Here is a 19,145-nt window from a genome sequence, read left to right as displayed (position 1 = left end):
AGAAGCTGCTTCTTGAAGTACCCTTGCTTCTGCAATATATGGTGTAGCACGTCGATTTTTTTCCAGCGCCAAAGCAACAAAACCTGCACGAGTCGCTTGATATGTTGTAACCAGATCGTCACTAGATTGAAGATGTTGGCGATAAGAAAACATAAGAATTTAAATTACGGCTTTTTCCATACATAAACACACTTTCGTAAGGGTTCGCGTCCGTGATTTCCCATTTGCTGACTACTATTGCCTTTATCACCAGGTAAAACCAGGATATTCTCAACAGTAAACCCGATTTTTTCCGCAAAGTCAGAGAGAATCATATCTACTGAAATACTCACACCTGCATAGCGCACATTATCATTAACCATAAATAAGTGTGTTCCAGGCTGAAGAACTCGGAAGCATTCTTGAATCACACAAGCCATCTCGTAGAAATATCCCCTAACCATTCTGGGGATACCTTTGTTGTTTAATTTACTTTGTTCTTTTTGCAAGTCTAAATAATTCAAAATCCTTTGCAACAAACTTTGTTCATCAGCAATAGTTAATGCTGTTTTCCAGGATGGATTGATTGTTAATAAATCTTTGGCTTTATTTTCGACTGTACAACTTAACATTTCTTGGCGCAGCTTGATTAACTCTTTTTCAGAGATGCCAAGTAGGGCTAATTCCAAGGCATAAGTACGGGTATAGTCATATCGATTACAATAGGGTGGAGATGTAATTATCGCACTATATTCAGTTTCATGTAGATGTGACAAAACCTGAAGACAAGAACCTTTATAAAGATTAATTTTACCGGGAATAATGTTGATTGGGAAAAGCTCTAATTGTTGTGTTGCTGGAGCTAAATCACTGAGAATTTCTGCAAGTTTATCTGTAATAGCTTGATTAAATTCTAATATTTCCCCTTTATCAAAACTTGTTTTGCCTAATCCACGCCCGGAGCGATAATCCCAGCGAAGATATTGACCATCTTTGCGGGTGTAACTTATAGATTCTAAGATACAAAGCAAAGCAAAATGTAAAACTGTTTTGACTCTAATATTTTCTAGCTGACAAGCTCCCAGATATCTTTCAATCCAATCTTTAGTTGTTTCGGGATAAGCACCTTTAGTAATATTTAATTCCTTTAATGTTATTCTTTCTTCGCATTCTTGCCAAACTTGTAATTTATACCAAATTTTCAATCTTTCTAAATCCTCTGAGGTAAATTCAGTATCTAATAGCTGTTTTGTAGTAATAATTTGTTGTCCGATCGCTAATAACTCAATACCATCAGCATTAATTCCTAACTCACTAGCAGCAAATAAAGCTGTACCACTACCTGCAAAGGGATCTAAAATTTTCCCTTGAGTAATTCTATATTTTTGCAATAAATATTCAACAAGTGATGCTGAGAAGGCTTCTTTATATTTGTACCATCGATAAATAGGTCTAATTTTGTTAGCCTGAAAGCTAACTAAAGGACGGGTAAGTGAGGGCTGAATTACAAATTTACTTTGAAAATGTTCAAATAACTGCCGATCGAGGTTGTCAATTTCTGCTAGATTCTGGTTTTCTATTTGAGAAATAGAATCGGAAACACTGGCTAGTTTTGACATTTGCGTAAGCCCTATAAACTTCCACTATCAACTACAAACTACTAACTTTCGTGATCAGAAAGTTCTTCTGTTTTGACTAAATCATCTAATTCTTGTTGCATGAGAAAACAAACTTTTTCATAGCAGTAATCAACGTATTGGCGATCGATCGCTGCTTCCCTTCCATAGCGTTCAAAAATAATTGGCGCACAAACACGAGTTTGTATTGGTACTGGTAAGGGAATATGAGGCAAAGGGCCAATTCCGATTCCCCAAGGTAATCCTAAATAAATCGGAAAAACTACCGGATCGATATTAAATAACCAAGGCATTCCCCACTCATGTAATTGGCGTATTTGTTTGTAAATGTCAGCCAAAACGATAAAATTTTCGTGAGCACCATGAGAAATTACCGGAACAATTGGTACTGCTTCTCGTAATGCTAATTTAATAAATCCTTTGCGTCCGGCAAAATAAATTTTATGGCGTAAATTATAGGGACGAAAAACATCTTCTGCGCCACCCGGATAAACTAACACGCTGGCATTTTGGTGGAAAGCTGCGATCGCCATTTTCGGATGAGCCATAACTGCTCCGGCTTTTTCCGCTAACTGCGCTAGTGGCAAAGCATATTTCCAAACATGAGGGTGCATTAAACCATAAACTGGTCGAGAAAAGCCAAATCTCTGAAACCAATCGTACATCATCATAAACATATCTGGTGCCGCTAATCCTCCATTATGAGAACCAACAAACATCACTTTTCCCGGAGGAATTTGTGACCAACCGCTAGTTTTTACCCGAAAATATTCATGGTAAAGCCATCCCCAAATTGGCATCAAAGATTTAATAACTGCTTCTTCTCGCCGTTCTAAAGACCATCCCGGTCTTGTTAATAATTGTTGATTTTTATGGTTTTTCATACTTTATTATTTAATGCGCCGATAATCCCAAGGCGCAACGAATTGGGGGTCTTTCCAAACACCACGTAAATTTTTTTTTGCATCTGTTTCTGCTTGTTCAATAATCTCTTTACTGGGACAATATCGGAGATAAGGACGATTGACTAATGCTAAACCTTCCCGAATTAAAGTTTCTTGAATGAAGGTACCATTAGGTAAACGAACTTCGGCAATTTGCCGACCGTACCGATCGGTATCGGTGATATTCAAGATAACGCGATCGCCTCCTTGATTAACCAACTGCTGCACTCTTGTTTTTGCTTTAACTCCCCAATTAAACTGGTTTTTATCCACTAACTTTTGGCTATTCTTTTCCTGATTGGAATGAGGAACTTCCGGCGCATCAATACAGGCAAAGCGGACAGTAACATTACTTTTATCGCCTTGACTGACAGCGATCGTATCCCCATCACTCACCCGCTTGACCATGTAAGTATTTTGACCCGGAAATAAGTTACATCCGGCTAAACTTAGAACTAGTGCGATCGGAATCAATTTGTGAAAGTGAATCATGTATTTATATTTACCACAAAAACAACAGGGTTTACACAGATATTTCTATTTTGGCGAACTTTTCTAGATCCGATACATAAGCGATAATTAACTTTACTGGTGAATTCAGGTGATAGAATGAAAAAACTTTTAGTTACTGGCGCTAGTGGTTTTTTAGGATGGAACCTTTGCCAACTCGCTCAAGAAGAATGGCAAGTTTACGGCACTTACTTTAGCAAAACTGTAGAAATGAGTAATGTAAATTTAATAAAAGTTGATTTACGAGATTTTGAGCAACTCAAAAATTTATTTCAGCAAATTCAACCAACAGCAGTTATTCATACCGCCGCACAATCTAACCCCAACTTTTGCCAAACTCACCCGGAAGAATCTGCAATAATTAATGTTACAACTTCTAGCAACATTGCTGGTTTATGTGCTGACTATTCTATCCCTTGCGCCTTCACTTCCACCGACTTAGTTTTTAATGGTTTAAATCCGCCTTACCAAGAAACAGATCCAGTTTCTCCCGTGAACATTTACGGCGAACAAAAAGTCTTAGCGGAACAAGAAATGTTAGCCAGATACCCGCAAACAGCAGTTTGCCGAATGCCGTTAATGTTTGGCATTCCATCACCACAAGCAACTAGTTTTATTCAACCATTTATCAAGATGCTCAGAGAAGGAAAAGAGTTAAGTTTATTCACCGATGAATGTAGAACACCTGTTAGTGGTAAAACTGCTGCTAGCGGACTTTTACTAGCTTTAGAAAAAGTTAACGGAGTGATTCATTTAGGCGGAAAAGAACGCATATCCCGTTATGAATTTGGTAAATTAATGGCAGAAATATTGGAACTTCCCCAAGATAAACTAACAGCTTGTTTGCAAAAAGATGTGCCAATGGCAGCACCTAGATCTAAAGATGTTTCGTTAAATAGTGACAAAGCTTTTGCTTTGGGATATCAACCTTTGAGTTTACGAGAAGAGTTAGAACAGTTACGAGGAAAAGTTTAGTTTAACTATTTAACCAACTTTGCCAAGCATCCCAGTTCTGCACCAAATTAGCAAACTCCAAGTAACCTGCTGCATTGGGATGGTAACTATCATTCGCTGCTACTTCCTTCAGCCAAACTTCTGATTTTTGCAAAGGTGTAAAAACATCTAAATAAGGCACCTTTAGCTGCTGACAAATAATCGCTAATTCTTGAGATAAAGTTTCAACTCTGCTGTTTTGTTCTATTTCTGCAATCGGAGGCGGACTTACCATTAATACAAAAAATGAGGTTTTGGCAACAGACAAAATTTGCTGAGTATTTTCTTTAGTTTTACTCAATTCAACGCGGAGTTTACCATTTTCAATTGTGGTATCATTTACACCAAAAGAGAAGACGATTCTGCGATCGCAATCTTCTGGCAATCTCCGCGAAACCTCCTCTAACCAACGTCCCGCAATATCAGCACTAGTTTCCCTTCTAATCCCCAAATTGTAGTAAGTAATATCATGACCTTGTTTAATGGCTGCACTGCAAATTCTTCCCGTCCAACCCAAACATTGAGAATCACCAGTTCCATTCACAAACGAATCACCAACAAAGCAAATTCGGACATTAGATAAAGCCATTTTTATGATATTTTTAACACTTTTATGTGAGTCAGATAATCGCTTACATTTTCTACTTTGCCTCCATCCAATTTTCTCCCACATGAACATCAACCACCAAAGGAACACTTAAAGGTAGTGCATTTTCCATCGTTTCTCGAATTTTTGGTTGCAACTCTTCCCACTCAGAACGAGGAACTTCCAACACTAATTCATCATGCACTTGTAACAACAATCGCGCCTGATAATTGCGTAAAACTTCATGCAATTTCACCATTGCAATTTTAATAATATCAGCACTAGAACCTTGAATTGGCGCATTAGCAGCCGCACGCAAAAGTTGTGCGTCATTTTGTCCCATGTTCTTCAATTTTGCCAAATCAACTTCATCGGGGTTACTACCTTTAAAAGCGCGTAAACTACCACCTTCAAAGTTAAAATAACGCCGACGACCTTTAATTGTTTCTACATAACCTTTGGCTATAGCTTCCCGTTTCATTCTTTCCAAATATTCAAACACTTTGGCATAACGGGTGTTGAATTTTTCGATAAAATCAGTAGCAATTGTCTTTTTAATTCCGGTAGAACGGGAAAATCTCATTGCACCCATGCCATAAATTACCCCAAAGTTAATTGTTTTGGCGATGCGGCGTTCATCTGGAGTAATATCTTCTTTTTCAAAGACAATTTTAGCTGTAACAGTGTGAATATCTTGATTACTTTTGTAAGCTTCCACTAACACAGGTTCTTGACTTAAATGCGCCAAAATTCTTAACTCAATTTGTGAGTAATCAGCCGATACCAATAACCAACCTGCTTCCGGCAAGAATGCCTTGCGAATTTGTCTGCTAAATTCAGTACCAATCGGAATATTTTGTAAATTTGGATTGGAAGAAGATAAGCGTCCAGTGTCGGTAATAGCCTGATTAAAATCTGTGTGCAACCTCTCTGTATCAGGACGCATTTTTTTGAGTATGCCTTCCACGTAGGTTGAGTAAAGTTTGTGCAAGGTGCGGTACTCTAAGAGAGCATCAACAACAGGATGATCTCCTCTCAGTTTTTCCAAAACAGAAACATCTGTAGAGTAGAAACCTTTCTTAGGGGTTTTACGAGACTTCTTTGTCTCTAATTTTAGGGTTTCAAACAATAATTTACTCAATTGTTCTGGTGACTTTAAATTAAAAGTCTCACCAGGAACAGCATTGCGAGCTTTCTGCTCAATTGCCTCCAATTGCGGTTCTAACTGTTTCGAGAGTCCTTCGAGATAGGGTATGTCAACACGAATGCCCACATATTCCATATCAGCTAAAACTGGTTCTAGAGGTTGTTCCACTTCTAACAGTAATCTATACAATGTTGGAATTGCTTCCAGTTGCTCACGTAGTTTGGGAACTAGCTGGAATGTCGCATAAACTTGCATTCCGCAATAATTAGCAATTACGGGAATATCTATATCACCGATCGTTTTACCTTTAGGAACTACACTCTCATAACTTTTAATGGTGAATCCTAAATATCTTTGCGTCAAGTCGCTGAGATTATGACTGTTTTCAGGATTTAAAACATAACTAGCTAACATTGGATCGAAGACAACGCCAGCTAGATTAATTCCCTGACAACGGAAGACTAAGCGATCGAACTTCGCATTCTGAAAAACTTTCGGATATTTATCACTTTCCAGAATCGGACGTAAAGCTTCTAAAACCTTGCTTTTCTCTAAATTTTCCCCTAATGTGTGATTAATAGGAATATAAGCAACTTCATTAGAATTAGTTCCCCAACAACAACCAATTCCTACCAATTCCGCACACAAAGGGTCTACATCACTAGTTTCTGTATCCCAAGCAACTGTTACCTTGGTACAAGCTTTTAACTGTTTTACCAATGCAGTGAGTTTCGCTGAAGTATCAATAATTTGAATCGTAACTGGTGAAATAGATTGTTTTTGTGCAGCTAGGGTTTCTTCATAAGTGAAAAAGTCCAATTCTGCTGATTCGTCGGGAAGTTCTACCTCATTAATTGGTAATCTCTCGGTAACAACTTCTGGTTTTTCTTCCTCAACTACACCGCCAAATGCTTGCTGTAGTTGTTTAACTTTTCCTAAGTAAGATTTAAACTCTAATTTTTCTAAAAGCGGTTCTAAAACTGAAGTGTCAAAACCTTTAAGTTGACAATCTTCTAATTTAATTTCTAAAGGAACATCGACAACTATTTTAGCTAAATGCTGGGAATGATAAGCTGCATCTTTCCCCGTTTCTAATTTGGTTTTATTTGCACCTTTGATTTGCTCTAAATTAGCGTAAACATTATCTAAAGTACCGTACTCAGAAAGCAATTTGACTGCTGTTTTATCACCAATACCTTTAACACCGGGAATGTTATCAGAAGGATCACCGCATAAAGCTTTGTAATCTACTACTTGTTCTGGCAGAATTCCCATTTTTTCTTTGACTGCTTCCGGGTCAAATTCTGTTAGTCCGGTATTGCTTCCTCGCTGTAAGAAATTATTGCCTAAGTAGAGAACGCTAATCCCTTTTTTGGGGTCAACTAATTGAAACAAATCTTGATCGCCTGTCAAAATCTTTACCCGATACCCCGCTGCACTCGCCTGTTCCGCCAAAGTTCCTAAAACATCATCCGCTTCATATCTCGGCGCAGTTACAATTGGTAAATTAAAAGCATCTAATAATTCGTGGAGATTCTTTAAATCAGTGATAAAATATTCTGGTGTTTCGGCGCGATCGGCTTTGTAAGTGTCATCTGCCTCATGGCGGAAAGTTGGCAAACCTAAGTCAAATGCGATCGCCATACTTTGCGGTTTTTGTGACTCAATCACCGCCAAAAGTGACTTGAGAAAACCAAAACAAGCACTTGTCGGAATACCACTTTTAGTTTTTAATCCGCCATCTCTTCCTTTACCAAAAGCATAAAAAGAACGAAAGGCTAAAGAGTGACCATCTACTAGGACGATCAAGGGCAAATTTTCCGGTTCAGTAGCGTTAGATTTTGACATAATCATTTATTTTAACTCAAGTTGCTAGTTCTGATAATTGAGATTAAAATTAAGTACGTTGTTGCGCTTCAGCGCTCTTATTACAGGTACGTAGTTGCGCTTCAGCGCTCTTATTACAGGTACGTAGTTGCGCTTTAGCGCTCTTATTACCGCTCTTCTAAGAGCGCTAAAGCGCAACTACATACTGTTGCGCTTTAGCGCTCTTATTACCGCTCTTCTAAGAGCGCTAAAGCGCAACTACATACTGTTACTACTAACCAAAATCTAGCGGAACCTCTTCTATATTAGCCAAAGCGAGTATTTTTTCTTGATTTATTACCGCTTCTTGAGTTTCTAAACTCCTTTCACATCTCACCCCAAACTGACAAAAGTTACAATCCCTAGAACTTTCCGCAATTTGGGGAAACTCCTCTCCCATTTTATACCGTTCTAACCAATAATTGAGTTGATTTAACAACCGAATTAAATCCTGTTTGGTTTGTTCATGTTTCTCTGTATTGTAAGCAAACTTTAAACTTTTTGGTTCGGGTTTAGATTGGACAAACCAATAGGTCATTGAGATTTCTTCTGGTTTATAATCACTCGTTTGGGCTAAAACAAACAAATATAAACGAGTTTGCCAATCTTTTTCTAAAACTTGTCGTTTTTTCGGTTCTGGATAAGTTTTCCAATCTAAAATTTGAGCCTTTTTCTCAGAAGCAATTAATAAATCATAAGCTACCGTCAGCAAGCAACCTTGAAAATTGAAACTGCGAAAATGTTCGCTGTCGCGGAAATTGTTGCTGTTGGGATTAGGAGTTAAAATTTCCGGCGCAGCACTAACTAAAGCAACTACAGAATGCTGCATTTTAGTATCTTCTTGCAAGAGAGATTCGATCGGCAAACCTAATTCCCGCTGTTGCATCAACAAGTGAAAATGACTACCCCAACTCAGCTTTTCTTGCTGTTCGGGAGTAGTCACAGAACCAAACTGATCCAAATAAGTATGTTGAAACTTTCTTGGACAACTTGAAAGGATGTTTAAATGTCTTTGGGATAAGCGCATAATCAATTACAAGTTTTCGATGGTTCAGGATTTACTTAATACAAACACGCTGCCCTCATTACCTCTACCAATTCGCATATCATCATCTAAGTAAGTAATGTCTAGCCAACCTTTTTGTTCGCGATTAGTAATAGCAAAATCGATTCCTAAAAATTTTTTACCCGATTCGATTTGTTGAATAAAATTATCGGGATTGCGATAATCAAACAGTCGTTGTAAACCGCTAATCGCCCGAGCGAATCTCACATTTACTCGACGCTCGGAAACCGGAATAAAAGTAGCAGTCACGCTGATAATACTTTCCAAAAACGGCAACCCAGAAACTTCAGCAATGTTGTAGATTTTAGTATCTTTAGTGCGAACACATTGGTAAATTTGCCCAAGATTAAACAACGGTAGATTATCAATACCTAAAAGTTCGCGGCTGGTAGTATAAAGTAATCGCCAATTTCCTTCGAGTAAATCTGTAGCTTCCGTTGGTCTGGGAGTGGGGTTGCGGTCTTCCAATTGTGCAACTAAAGCCATGATTGCCAGCTTATCATTTTCCTTGGCTAGTAAACCACGATTTTTCCCGGCGATCGCTTCTAGCAGTTCCATCTTGCCAATCATGTTTATACACCTCTGGTGATCTCCTTACCTCTAAGCATAGTCCGATCTAAAACTAGAGTCGAATAGGCCAATAATTGCTAAACTCTTATTGTCTGAATATTGAAACAAAGCAACCCTTAACGCTCATTATGGTATATAATCCTTCCTTGCGTGAAGATCCAATAGATCAACCCGCAGCTGTAATCCCAACCAAACATGAAACTTCGATTCTTGATTGGTTAGAATCTACAGGTCGTCTCTTAGCAAGAGATGAAGTTGCCGCCCAAGACTATTCCGAAGAAGGCGAAGACATCGATGGTCTGATAGCTGTTGATGAGGTAGGATACGACGACGACTTCGATGATGATGACATCGGAGACTTGGACGAAGAGATTTAATCTTTAAAGGCAGAAGGGAAGAAGAAGTGGGGAGATGGGGAGATGGGGAGGTAGGGAGAATAAAGAGGCAATTAAATTGTTTTCACCACATTTCCCCATCTCCCCATCCCCCCATCTCCCCATCTCCTCAGTCTTTCCAATGACCAAAATCAATTTATTAGTGTGGAGTGAAGTATTTTCGTGGATGCTAAATCACTAGATAGCAGGTCACTCAAGTTATCAGGGTTGAATCTGTCTGTAATACTAGCAGTTTTGCTCAGTGCAATTGCAATTTTTCTGGATGGGAAAACAGGTAGATTTTTCAACCCCGGAGTTACCTTGACACTGCCGTTTTGGGTTTGCGCCATAGCAACAGCTGGGTTAGGCTACTGGGTAGTACCACTTTTGACTTCGCTAAAAGCTGGACAAGTAATTCGGGAAGATGGGCCGCAAAGTCACTTAAAAAAAGGTGGCACTCCCACAATGGGAGGAATATTTTTTATCCCTGTAGGTGTGATTATTTCCCTAGTTTGGTCAGCTTTGAGTTTAGGAATAAAAGATTTCTCAACAGTAGCAGCGGTTGCGGGATTAACTCTTGGTTATGGTTTTATTGGTTGGTTAGATGATTGGCAAATTTTACGCCGCAAATCAAACAAAGGCATTTCACCAAAAATGAAATTAGCTTTGCAAGTTGGTTTTGCTGCGTTGTTTTGTCTCTGGTTAGTTTGGCAGCAACCAGCAAATATTACCACTATCAATTTACCCTTTGGTTTAGCATTACCTTTGGGTTTATTGTTTTGGCCTTTGGCAGTTTTCGTGTTGGTAGCAGAAAGTAACGCGACAAATTTAACTGATGGCGTAGATGGATTAGCTGGTGGACTTTGCGCGATCGCATTTTTAGGATTAGCAACCTTAGTCGCCCCAACTCATCCTGGATTAATGATATTTTGCGCCTGTTTAAGTGGCAGCTGCTTAGGATTTTTAGCCCATAATCGTAACCCAGCTAAAGTATTTATGGGCGATACTGGTTCTTTGGCATTAGGCGGCGCTTTAGCATCCGTAGCCCTATTAACTAACACACTTTGGAGTTTATTTATCCTCAGTGGGATTTTCTTTATCGAAACCCTTTCTGTAATGGCGCAAGTTAGTTATTACAAAGCAACAAAAGGGCCAAATGGAGTAGGAAAACGACTGTTCAAAATGGCACCATTACATCACCATTTAGAACTTTCTGGTTGGTCAGAACTGCAAGTCGTGGCAACGTTTTACATGATCAATGCAGTTTTATATCTTGTGTGTTTGTTGATTCGTTAATATGTGATTGGGGACTGGGAACTGGGGACTGGGAAGAAAGTTTTGAGTGTTAATTTTGTAGGGGCGGGTTTAGCAGATAAGTCTGTAGTCCCAACAGAAGAATTAACAACAAAACCCGCCCTTACAGAGTTTTGAGTTTTGAGTTTTTTCCCGATCTCCTCATATACCCATTTCCCAGTCCCCAGTCGTAGGGGCAATTCATGAATTGCCCCTACCCCAGTCCCCAATCCCCAGTCCCCAAAACTAAAAATGAGTGACCAAGAGAAAGCTATATTACCAAAAGTTTCGGTAGTTGTCCCAATTTATAACGGGGAAAACGATTTACCGGATTTAATTAATTGCTTAAAATCACAAACTTATCCTATTGAGCAAGTAGAGTATTTTTTAGTCGATAATGCTAGTAGCGATCGCACTTCCACCATCATCCAAAACGCTGCCCAAAACTTCCCCAAAATTCACTATTTAGCCGAAACCAAAATTCAAAGTTCCTACGCCGCACGCAACGCAGGTATTCGCGCCGCCACAAGTGAAATTATCGCTTTTACCGACGCTGACTGTCGTCCTCAACCCCAATGGTTAACTCAATTAATTCTACCATTTCAAGAGCCAAATATTGGCATTGTTGCCGGGGAAATCATCGGATTATCTGGTAAAACCATCTTAGAAAAATATGCCGAAAAGCAAAATGTATTATCGCAAAAATATACCTTACAACATCCATTTTGCCCTTACGGTCAAACAGCTAACTTAGCAATTAGAAAAGAAATTTTGGCTCAAATTGGGTTATTTCGTCCCTACTTAACTACTGGCGGAGATGCCGATATTTGTTGGCGAATTCAACGAGAAACCGAGTGGAAAATTCATTTTGCGCCTCATGCGATCGTCCAACATCGTCATCGGTCTACATTAACAGAATTTCAAAGCCAATGGCGTAGATACGGAAAATCAAATCGCTATTTACATGAACTTTATGGCATTAATTTAATGCCCAATATCTCCAGAAAAGAATATATCTATACTTTGAGTAGATGGATAGTCAAAGAAGTACCAATTACCAGTATCAAAGTAATTCTCGGCCAAGCTAAATTTATAGACTTACTAAATACTCCTTTGGGTTTACTAATTAAAAGCTCGCGATTTTCAGGACAACAGTCAGCACAACTTCCTGAAACAGCAAAAATAATTGAACGACTAGAATAAACTCCTTCGTCTTATTCGGGGAAAGGAGAAAACTTGAATACTTTTTGAATTGCTTTGTCTAATTTCGCTACATTAAATATAGTAGATTCTCAAGGTGATAAGGTGGTACAGATGCCAGGTCAACTGTTACTTGTCGATGATGAACCAGGATTGCGCGAAGCCGTCCAAGCTTATCTAGAAGACAGTGAGTTCAACGTTAATGTTGCTAGTAACGCTACCGAAGGTTGGGAAAAGTTGCAAAGTAATCCTCCTGACTTGGTGATTACAGACATTATGATGCCTCAAGTAGACGGGTATCAATTTCTCAAACAAATGCGGGAAGATCCACGTTTCAAATCATTACCAGTGGTATTTCTCACTGCTAGAGGAATGACGAAAGACCGCATTCAAGGATATCAAGCAGGTTGTGATGCTTATCTTTCTAAACCCTTTGACCCTGATGAATTAGTAGCAATTGTCGAAAATTTGTTGGAACGTCGAGCATCTTCGGAAAAAGGCGCAGAAGGTACAGATATTGAAATTATCGCCCGACAATTGGCAGAAATTCAGCAGATATTGAAGCAAAGACCTGCGATCGCGCAATCCGACACCCACATTAAAATTGATTTGACCCCCAGAGAACAAAGTGTCCTAGACTTAGTAGCACAAGGGCTGATGAATAAAGAGATTGCCCGTCGTTTAGAAACCAGCGTTCGCAACGTCGAAAAATATGTTAGCCGCTTATTTAGTAAAACGGGTACCAACAGCCGCACCGAACTAGTCCGCTATGCCTTAGAACATGGTTTAACTAAATAAAGTGAGTTTTCGCTTTTGGGACTGGGCACTAGGAGGTGGGGAGGTGGGGAGGTAGGGAGAGTTCTTAGCTTCGTTTTTTGAGTTTTGAGTTAATAAACTTCCCCATCCCCCCATCCCCCCATCCCCCCATCCCCCCATCCCCCCATCCCCCCATCCCCTTTAAAGCCGCAAAAGTAAATTAAGCCCATGAGTATCAGTGCCACAGGTATTTAACAAATTGTATGTGGCGCTTAACTGTTGTACCTGTTTAGTTTGTTCGGGACTGGTACGCCAAGGATGAGGATTGTTGTAAGCATAGTAAGTCTCTACTCCATCAATACCCAGACGGCTAGCTTCGGGAATTAAAGTAGTTGCAGCCAGACGATATCGCGCCGGGTGTGCCAGTACTGCCAAACCACCAGCCTGATGAATAGCTGCGATCGCATTAGCTGCTTGAGCTTCTTCATCCATAGGGCTCACGCCTAGCAAATAAGTCAACATTGACGGATGTTGCGGGTTAAACGCATAACCCAAAATATGAACTTCAGTTCCCAGAAGATTTGCCGTAATCTCTATTCCAGTCCACAGACGAGGCACTAACGTTTCCGGGTAAGAATGCTTCCATTGTTCTAGCCAATTGATAGCTTGATAGAAACCGTTAACGCTGTGATGATCTGTGATAGCAAATCCTTTCAAACCAATAGCGATCGCTTGTTCCACCAAATGCTGTGGTTCTAACTTACCATCAGAATATTTAGTGTGGAGATGAAAGTTAAATTGCAGCGGACAACTCTCGGCATTGATACTTTGGAACACCTCTTTGAGTGCTACCACATCTTGCGCCGCTAGTAGTTGGGCTGAATCTAAAAACTGGTTTCCCAGAGGGTTGCAAATTGCTGTCATAGAACTAGGGCAGTTAGCGCTAAGCTGAGTGCTAAAAAAAGTAACTAACTGTTAAGACTAAGTTAGCAAATTTACCCGCAGAAGGCAGGGGGGCAGGGGGGCAGGGGGGCAGTTTTGAGTTTTGAGTTTTGAGTTTTGAGTTAAAGAGTCCCCTTGTCCCAAGAGTCTCCTTGTCTCCTTGTCCCAAGAGTCCCCTTGTCTCCCAATCCCCAGTCCCCAGTACCCAGTCACCAATCCCTACTGTTTCGATTTTGCCAAGCGAGTTCTAACAGTTCTGCCCAGCGTTTTTGGACTTGTTTTTGGGAGCATTTTAGGGCGGTGGCGATCGCTTGGTCATTAACTTGGTTACGCTTTAATTGCAGAAGTTGTTGCTGTTGGGGTGAGAGTTTCTGCCAGAACAGTTCCCATTGCACAGAAGACATACCCAGCTTTTGATCGAGATCTGCACCTAACCATTGATGGACTAACTGCCAGCGATCGGACCTGGCAAACTTTTCTACATAATACTTAAAGCGTTGTTGTAAATAATCTCGTTGCCGAGGAGTCAAACCGAGAATTTCGTCAATTTCTGGCGCTGACAAATCTTGCAATTTTAAAATCAGATATTTCACGCATTCTGGCTGTTCTTGCGCTTCCAAATATTGAATCAACTCAGTAATTAAATTTTCCCGCAACAACGCTTCTGAACGATCGCTACTTTCCGATACCATAGAAGCCCGCACTTGTTGTAATGCGGATTCTTGCATAGATGCGCCAGCATCGTCACCCTTAGTTGACTCAGCAGCTAATTCAATATCTATTGATGTTTCCGCTGGTTGACGACGGGAAAAAGTTTGGGCGCGTAACACAATTAATTGCTGAGAAAGACCTGGTTTGACATAAATTTTGCGTCTAGCATATTGTTCGGTAAATGCTAAATACTCAGCAATTTCTAGGGAATGGCGCGGCGTGTAATTTTCCGGTAGTTCAGCTTCTTTACGAAAGACTTTCAGCGACTCCATATAAAAGTTTTGCAGGAAATCTTCGATCATGTTGTAACGAGTTTGAAAGCCAAATTGCGATCGCATCGGAGCAATATAACGATACACAATAGCACCCAAAGTACTGTGTAACTCAACCCGACTTTGTTGAGAACCAAGATGATAATAAGACAAACATTTTTGTACCCGATGTTTAACTAAAGATATTTGCCAAGAACGAACCTCTCCTGAATTTTGAATTCGGGAACTTTGCTGACAAATTCTGTCTACCTCTTTGGCAATTCGACTCGCCACCCCCTGCATAGAAGCCGGAGAAACTTTTCCCGAACTACCAGCTTTAATTTGCGATCGTAGTTCATTCCAAGCCCGGTAAGTCAGAACCTCAATATCTAAAGCTGACTCATTAGCAGAGAAATCAACATCTATATTTTCAGAGTTTATTAAACTTGTGCAGCTTGGTAAATTCATATATTCTACTCTCATAATTGACCTGACAGATGGATTACTTGACTACAAAAAATTTGTTCTTTTAAGTGTCTACACTTAAAATTTAGACAAATACGGTTTATTAATGTGCAAGTGATGTGTCACTGTCACAAGCTTTTTATTTCCTGGGTTAAACTGGACATCCAAAGTAGGTGCTTGCCCCAATAGAAGAAATCGCTAGATTACTTACATAGAGGGAATCTTAAGCATTTTAACTCATGGTTATTCCCCCGGTTCCACTCCTCAAATTTACTCGTACAGAGTGGACAATTTCCCAACTGGTAGATATTTGAGTTCTTAGCTTCGTTTTTTAAATTTTGAGTTAAGAAGTTTTTTTGCTTGAAAAAGCCCCTGGAACCCAAAAGAGCCCCTATCAGAAAAATAGTGGGAGCGTAAGAACCCCTGAGATTTATCCAGGGTATGAAACGTGACTCAATAGGATTTATCCTGTTGTTTCTGGTATAATTATGTTAGCGGTAAAGCGCAATTATTATTACCGGGCAACAAAGCCCCATCATGGATCGTCGAGACAAATATTACCCAAGAAATTAGTAAAGGTGACGCGATCTGCACTCTGGGAGCCTAATCAGGTAGAGAAATTGTGACAAATTGAATTTAGATCCGTTTGGGGAGGGGCACTTCCTGAACGTTAAACAAAATGCCTGTGGAGACGGTCTGGCGGGGACTGGTAACAGTCTAGTTAAGAGTCAAAGAGACAGGAAGAAAATGTGTTGTAGCATGAGTTCACTCTGCTACGGAACAACATTTTTGAATCCCCTTCGTTTCAACAAGCGGAGTATGTCAACCCACTACCCAAGCCAAGCAGCAGCTGTTTCCCATCCTATTCCTTGGCGTGCGATTTCGGGTGTTTCCCTAGTGAGGTCTAGAATCGTTGAACCTACATAACGTGGTTCCTCGCCATTATCGACAATGATATCGACTAATTTTTCTAGGTGGTCGAACAGTTCCGCCTGGGAGAAGTGACCATTTTTTTCCACAGAAATTGGCGCAGACTCATCTTGATCTAACACATGGGCGGAAGTGGAAATAATCGGATTACCCAGAGCATTCAGCAAAGCTAGAGACACCGGATGATCTGGAACTCGAATTCCGGTAGTTTTACGCTTTGGATTCATGACGATTTGGGGTACTAGCTTGGTTGTCGGTAAGATGAAGGTGTAAGGCCCTGGAATCAGGCGTTTCATAATCCGGTAAGCTGTATCTGTCACAAAAGCGTAGGTAGCTACATCAGATAAAGAAGGACAGAGGAAAGTGAGTGGCTTATCATTTGACATTTGTTTGATGCGCCTGACTCTTTGAATTGCTGATTTAGAAGATATGTCGCACCCGATCGCATAAACTGTATCCGTCGGGTATAACATTACCGCCCCACCTTTGAGGTCTTCCTTGATCTGCTCTACAATCCGAGTTTGGGGTGTCTCTGGGTGAATTTGGTAAACTGTAGCCATAAAAATTTGCTAGTAAATATTCCTCTTGAAAAATTATCCATGACTATGACATCTGAGTACACCACACCGCTGCCTGTTAACAGGTAATCGTCTACAATCTTTTACATTATCAATTATGTTCTCAAGCTTTGAAAGTACCATCTTGGGTACTCTTATTCAATTTGTCCATTTGTCCTTAATTAGAAATAATTAACCTATCACCCTCCGGGACAAGGATATACAAATATAATTATGACCAATAACTAATGACTAATGACCAATGAGTATTGACAAAGGCAAATGAAAAAAGTAGCTTACCTGGAATGCCCGACTGGAATTGCTGGTGATATGTGTTTAGGCGCACTAGTTCATGCTGGTGTTCCTTTGGATTACTTAATAGAAAAGCTTAGTCTTTTGGGAATTTCTGATGAATACCAATTACGGGCAGAGTTGGTGCATCGCAATGGTCAGGAAGCCACAAAAGTTCATGTAGATTTAACTGACGATCGCGCTGATCATCATCACCATGAAGATCATCATATTCATGCCCGCCATTTGCCAGAAATAGAAAGGATGATTTTAGCAGCCAGATTGCCAAGTCAGGCAGAAAAGATGAGTTTAGCTGTGTTTCGCAAATTGGCAGAAGCAGAAGGTGCGGTTCATGGTGTCGCGCCGGAAAAAGTGCATTTTCATGAGGTGGGGGCGACTGATGCGATCGTCGATATTGTTGGTACTTGTTTGGGTTTAGATTGGTTAGGATTTGAGCAATTTTATTGTTCGCCTTTGCCCACAGGTGGAGGTACAATTAAAGCGGCTCACGGTCAAATGCCAGTCCCAACTCCGGCAGTGTTAAAGTTGTGGTCATATCGCCAAGTTCCAGTTTATAGTAACGGAATTGAGAAGGAATTAGTTACGCCAACTGGTGCTGCGATCGCAGTTACTCTCGCCTCTAATTTTGGTTCCCCCCCACCAATGACAATTCAAAAAATAGGATTAGGTGCAGGTTCTCGCCAATTACCTATTCCCAACATTCTCAGATTATGGATTGGTGAAGAAACAACTTCAGATACTATTAATAATTCTACCACAACCAGTGCTGAATTAGAAACAATTGCGGTTTTGGAAACCCAAATTGATGATTTGAGTCCACAGGCGATCGCCTACACATTTGACACTCTATTAACAGCTGGCGCTTTAGACGTTTTCACCCAACCAATAATCATGAAAAAATCCCGCCAAGGCGTATTATTAACCGTCATCTGTCATCCCGAAAAACAATCAATTTGCCAAACAATTCTATTCCGAGAAACCACAACTCTAGGAATTCGCCATTACCTCCAACAAAGGTCAATTCTCCAACGGGAAATTCAAAAAGTCTCAACCCCTTATGGCGAAGTCAGAGTAAAAATCGCTGGCACAAATGGCAATATTACTAATGTTCAACCAGAATACGAAGATTGCGCCCAATTAGCCAAGGAAAACAACGTGAGTTGGCGAGAAGTACATCGTTTAGCCTTGCAAAGTTGGTATGATATCATGTCCGGTTGATCAGCCATAATATCTTTTTTCCACGAGCCTGTAGAGACGTTATATATAACGTCTCTACAGGTGGGTAGACGGGACATGGTATGACAAAGCTTGACCCCCTTTTGATCCAAAAAATCAGCGAAAAAGGGTAATATCTTTCGGATTTACTCTTGCCAAAAATCAAATTACTTTACTGTAGAGACGTTGCATAAAACGTCTCTATATTTTCATACAGCACTTTTCAGGTAACTGAGGTACAAAGAAACCCGGTTTCTTCAAGAAACCGGGTTTCTTTCATATCTTGCACCAGGGGAGGTAGAACCTCTGACAATACTGCTCGGTTAAGCATTTTTTGCCTTTGTAGGGGCGAAGCATTCGGGCGACAATTTATTCTCAAACCCAAGATTTTCTGTCCGAATGCTTCGCCCCTACCCTTAACCGAGCAGTATTGGAACCTCTGAAATCTCGCGATCTCGCGATCTCGTTCCCAGGTTCAACCTGGGAACGAAAAACAGAGGCTCTGCCTCTTGATGTTCTTATCTCAGTATTTGTAACTTTATTGTAGAGTTTGTTAAACATAACATAATTATTAAGATTTTTCATCATTCCCATTACAGAATTCAGAAAATTAGCTGGTAACTAAAACTACATTGATTAATTCTTTGACAAATCTTATTTAGCCGAAATATTCTCAAGTTAGTCCGGTTAAAAATGATTCAGATTGCCCGATTAATCAAGTTTTTGTTGACTAAATTAGAGATTATTTATTACTAAAAAACCTAACTAATTCTCAAGTTAATCAATCAGTAAATATTTTCACTGAGAAAGCGATCGCCAAATATAACCAATACATTAATTA

General features: G+C 40.0%; 17 protein-coding genes. 6 read left to right on the top strand and 11 right to left on the bottom strand.

The annotated features are described in order from the left end of the window. The 4 genes from ACE1CC_RS04595 to ACE1CC_RS04580 all read right to left on the bottom strand — a co-directional run. On the bottom strand, positions 1 to 153 hold a 153-nt coding region (locus ACE1CC_RS04595; protein ID WP_413269293.1), incomplete at its 3' end, for an AvaI/BsoBI family type II restriction endonuclease. A gap of 11 nt (positions 154 to 164) precedes the next feature. Further along, on the bottom strand, positions 165 to 1,598 hold the full coding sequence (locus tag ACE1CC_RS04590) for a DNA methyltransferase (RefSeq protein ID WP_413269292.1): 1,434 nt from the start codon (positions 1,596 to 1,598) through the stop codon (positions 165 to 167). Positions 1,599 to 1,639: 41 nt separating this feature from the next. Further along, positions 1,640 to 2,500, bottom strand: coding sequence for a lysophospholipid acyltransferase family protein (locus ACE1CC_RS04585; RefSeq protein WP_413269291.1), 861 nt, complete (start codon positions 2,498 to 2,500; stop codon positions 1,640 to 1,642). A 6-nt stretch (positions 2,501 to 2,506) separates the two neighbouring features. After that, positions 2,507 to 3,052 carry a thermonuclease family protein gene (locus ACE1CC_RS04580; RefSeq protein ID WP_413269290.1) on the bottom strand — a complete coding sequence of 182 codons (546 nt, stop codon included), beginning with the start codon at positions 3,050 to 3,052 and terminating at the stop codon, positions 2,507 to 2,509. A gap of 117 nt (positions 3,053 to 3,169) precedes the next feature. On the opposite strand from ACE1CC_RS04580, the gene ACE1CC_RS04575 reads away from it, so the two are divergent. Next, entirely contained in the window at positions 3,170 to 4,045 is an 876-nt protein-coding gene (locus ACE1CC_RS04575) for an SDR family oxidoreductase (RefSeq protein WP_413269289.1), read from the top strand. Between the two features lies 1 nt (position 4,046). On the opposite strand, the gene ACE1CC_RS04570 is transcribed toward ACE1CC_RS04575, so the two are convergent. From ACE1CC_RS04570 to ACE1CC_RS04555, 4 genes are all read right to left on the bottom strand, one after another. Beyond that, positions 4,047 to 4,652, bottom strand: a complete 606-nt coding sequence (locus ACE1CC_RS04570) for a GDSL-type esterase/lipase family protein (protein ID WP_413269288.1) — start codon at positions 4,650 to 4,652, stop codon at positions 4,047 to 4,049. Between the two features lie 52 nt (positions 4,653 to 4,704). Continuing rightward, a complete protein-coding gene (gene polA / locus ACE1CC_RS04565; RefSeq protein ID WP_413269287.1) occupies positions 4,705 to 7,644 on the bottom strand; it encodes a DNA polymerase I in 2,940 nt (979 codons plus the stop codon). A gap of 253 nt (positions 7,645 to 7,897) precedes the next feature. Continuing rightward, entirely contained in the window at positions 7,898 to 8,689 is a 792-nt protein-coding gene (locus tag ACE1CC_RS04560; RefSeq protein WP_413269286.1) for a PD-(D/E)XK nuclease family protein, read from the bottom strand. A 24-nt stretch (positions 8,690 to 8,713) separates the two neighbouring features. Further along, entirely contained in the window at positions 8,714 to 9,298 is a 585-nt protein-coding gene (locus tag ACE1CC_RS04555) for a PAP/fibrillin family protein (RefSeq protein WP_413269285.1), read from the bottom strand. Positions 9,299 to 9,426: 128 nt separating this feature from the next. On the opposite strand from ACE1CC_RS04555, the gene ACE1CC_RS04550 reads away from it, so the two are divergent. The 4 genes from ACE1CC_RS04550 to ACE1CC_RS04535 all read left to right on the top strand — a co-directional run bounded on the left by ACE1CC_RS04550 (position 9,427) and on the right by ACE1CC_RS04535 (position 12,963). Then, positions 9,427 to 9,675 (top strand): DUF3134 domain-containing protein, encoded by a 249-nt coding sequence (locus tag ACE1CC_RS04550; protein WP_413269284.1) that lies wholly within the window; start codon positions 9,427 to 9,429, stop codon positions 9,673 to 9,675. Between the two features lie 180 nt (positions 9,676 to 9,855). Further along, positions 9,856 to 10,968, top strand: coding sequence for a phospho-N-acetylmuramoyl-pentapeptide-transferase (mraY, locus tag ACE1CC_RS04545; protein ID WP_413269283.1), 1,113 nt, complete (start codon positions 9,856 to 9,858; stop codon positions 10,966 to 10,968). Between the two features lie 249 nt (positions 10,969 to 11,217). After that, entirely contained in the window at positions 11,218 to 12,168 is a 951-nt protein-coding gene (locus ACE1CC_RS04540; RefSeq protein ID WP_413269282.1) for a glycosyltransferase family 2 protein, read from the top strand. A gap of 111 nt (positions 12,169 to 12,279) precedes the next feature. Then, positions 12,280 to 12,963, top strand: coding sequence for a response regulator (locus tag ACE1CC_RS04535; RefSeq protein ID WP_413269281.1), 684 nt, complete (start codon positions 12,280 to 12,282; stop codon positions 12,961 to 12,963). A 159-nt stretch (positions 12,964 to 13,122) separates the two neighbouring features. Here ACE1CC_RS04535 and ACE1CC_RS04530 read toward each other — a convergent pair whose 3' ends face one another. From ACE1CC_RS04530 to ACE1CC_RS04520, 3 genes are all read right to left on the bottom strand, one after another. After that, positions 13,123 to 13,845 carry a PHP domain-containing protein gene (locus ACE1CC_RS04530; RefSeq protein ID WP_413269280.1) on the bottom strand — a complete coding sequence of 241 codons (723 nt, stop codon included), beginning with the start codon at positions 13,843 to 13,845 and terminating at the stop codon, positions 13,123 to 13,125. Between the two features lie 227 nt (positions 13,846 to 14,072). After that, entirely contained in the window at positions 14,073 to 15,308 is a 1,236-nt protein-coding gene (locus ACE1CC_RS04525) for a hypothetical protein (RefSeq protein ID WP_413269279.1), read from the bottom strand. A gap of 812 nt (positions 15,309 to 16,120) precedes the next feature. Then, positions 16,121 to 16,780, bottom strand: coding sequence for an L-threonylcarbamoyladenylate synthase (locus ACE1CC_RS04520; protein ID WP_413269278.1), 660 nt, complete (start codon positions 16,778 to 16,780; stop codon positions 16,121 to 16,123). A gap of 279 nt (positions 16,781 to 17,059) precedes the next feature. Here ACE1CC_RS04520 and larC point away from each other — a divergent pair, with 279 nt between their 5' ends. Further along, positions 17,060 to 18,307: a nickel pincer cofactor biosynthesis protein LarC gene (larC, locus tag ACE1CC_RS04515; protein ID WP_413269277.1), complete on the top strand. Its 1,248-nt coding sequence runs from the start codon at positions 17,060 to 17,062 to the stop codon at positions 18,305 to 18,307. Positions 18,308 to 19,145 lie beyond the last annotated feature (838 nt).

Origin of the sequence: Floridaenema aerugineum BLCC-F46 (assembly GCF_041929345.1) — a bacterium.
In the GTDB taxonomy this organism is placed as follows: domain Bacteria; phylum Cyanobacteriota; class Cyanobacteriia; order Cyanobacteriales; family Aerosakkonemataceae; genus Floridanema; species Floridanema aerugineum.
Note: the sequence above shows the minus strand (reverse complement) of the source record. Positions and strands in the feature narration are given on the sequence as shown.

Coding starts and splice junctions, on each gene's coding strand:
- polA (WP_413269287.1), bottom strand. CDS start 7,644: ATGTCAAAATCTAACGCTACTGAACCGGAAAATTTGCCCTTGATCGTC.
- ACE1CC_RS04585 (WP_413269291.1), bottom strand. CDS start 2,500: ATGAAAAACCATAAAAATCAACAATTATTAACAAGACCGGGATGGTCT.
- ACE1CC_RS04550 (WP_413269284.1), top strand. CDS start 9,427: ATGGTATATAATCCTTCCTTGCGTGAAGATCCAATAGATCAACCCGCA.
- larC (WP_413269277.1), top strand. CDS start 17,060: ATGAAAAAAGTAGCTTACCTGGAATGCCCGACTGGAATTGCTGGTGAT.
- ACE1CC_RS04530 (WP_413269280.1), bottom strand. CDS start 13,845: ATGACAGCAATTTGCAACCCTCTGGGAAACCAGTTTTTAGATTCAGCC.
- ACE1CC_RS04555 (WP_413269285.1), bottom strand. CDS start 9,298: ATGATTGGCAAGATGGAACTGCTAGAAGCGATCGCCGGGAAAAATCGT.
- ACE1CC_RS04570 (WP_413269288.1), bottom strand. CDS start 4,652: ATGGCTTTATCTAATGTCCGAATTTGCTTTGTTGGTGATTCGTTTGTG.
- ACE1CC_RS04560 (WP_413269286.1), bottom strand. CDS start 8,689: ATGCGCTTATCCCAAAGACATTTAAACATCCTTTCAAGTTGTCCAAGA.
- ACE1CC_RS04540 (WP_413269282.1), top strand. CDS start 11,218: ATGAGTGACCAAGAGAAAGCTATATTACCAAAAGTTTCGGTAGTTGTC.
- ACE1CC_RS04520 (WP_413269278.1), bottom strand. CDS start 16,780: ATGGCTACAGTTTACCAAATTCACCCAGAGACACCCCAAACTCGGATT.
- ACE1CC_RS04590 (WP_413269292.1), bottom strand. CDS start 1,598: ATGTCAAAACTAGCCAGTGTTTCCGATTCTATTTCTCAAATAGAAAAC.
- ACE1CC_RS04580 (WP_413269290.1), bottom strand. CDS start 3,052: ATGATTCACTTTCACAAATTGATTCCGATCGCACTAGTTCTAAGTTTA.
- ACE1CC_RS04525 (WP_413269279.1), bottom strand. CDS start 15,308: ATGAGAGTAGAATATATGAATTTACCAAGCTGCACAAGTTTAATAAAC.
- ACE1CC_RS04575 (WP_413269289.1), top strand. CDS start 3,170: ATGAAAAAACTTTTAGTTACTGGCGCTAGTGGTTTTTTAGGATGGAAC.
- ACE1CC_RS04535 (WP_413269281.1), top strand. CDS start 12,280: ATGCCAGGTCAACTGTTACTTGTCGATGATGAACCAGGATTGCGCGAA.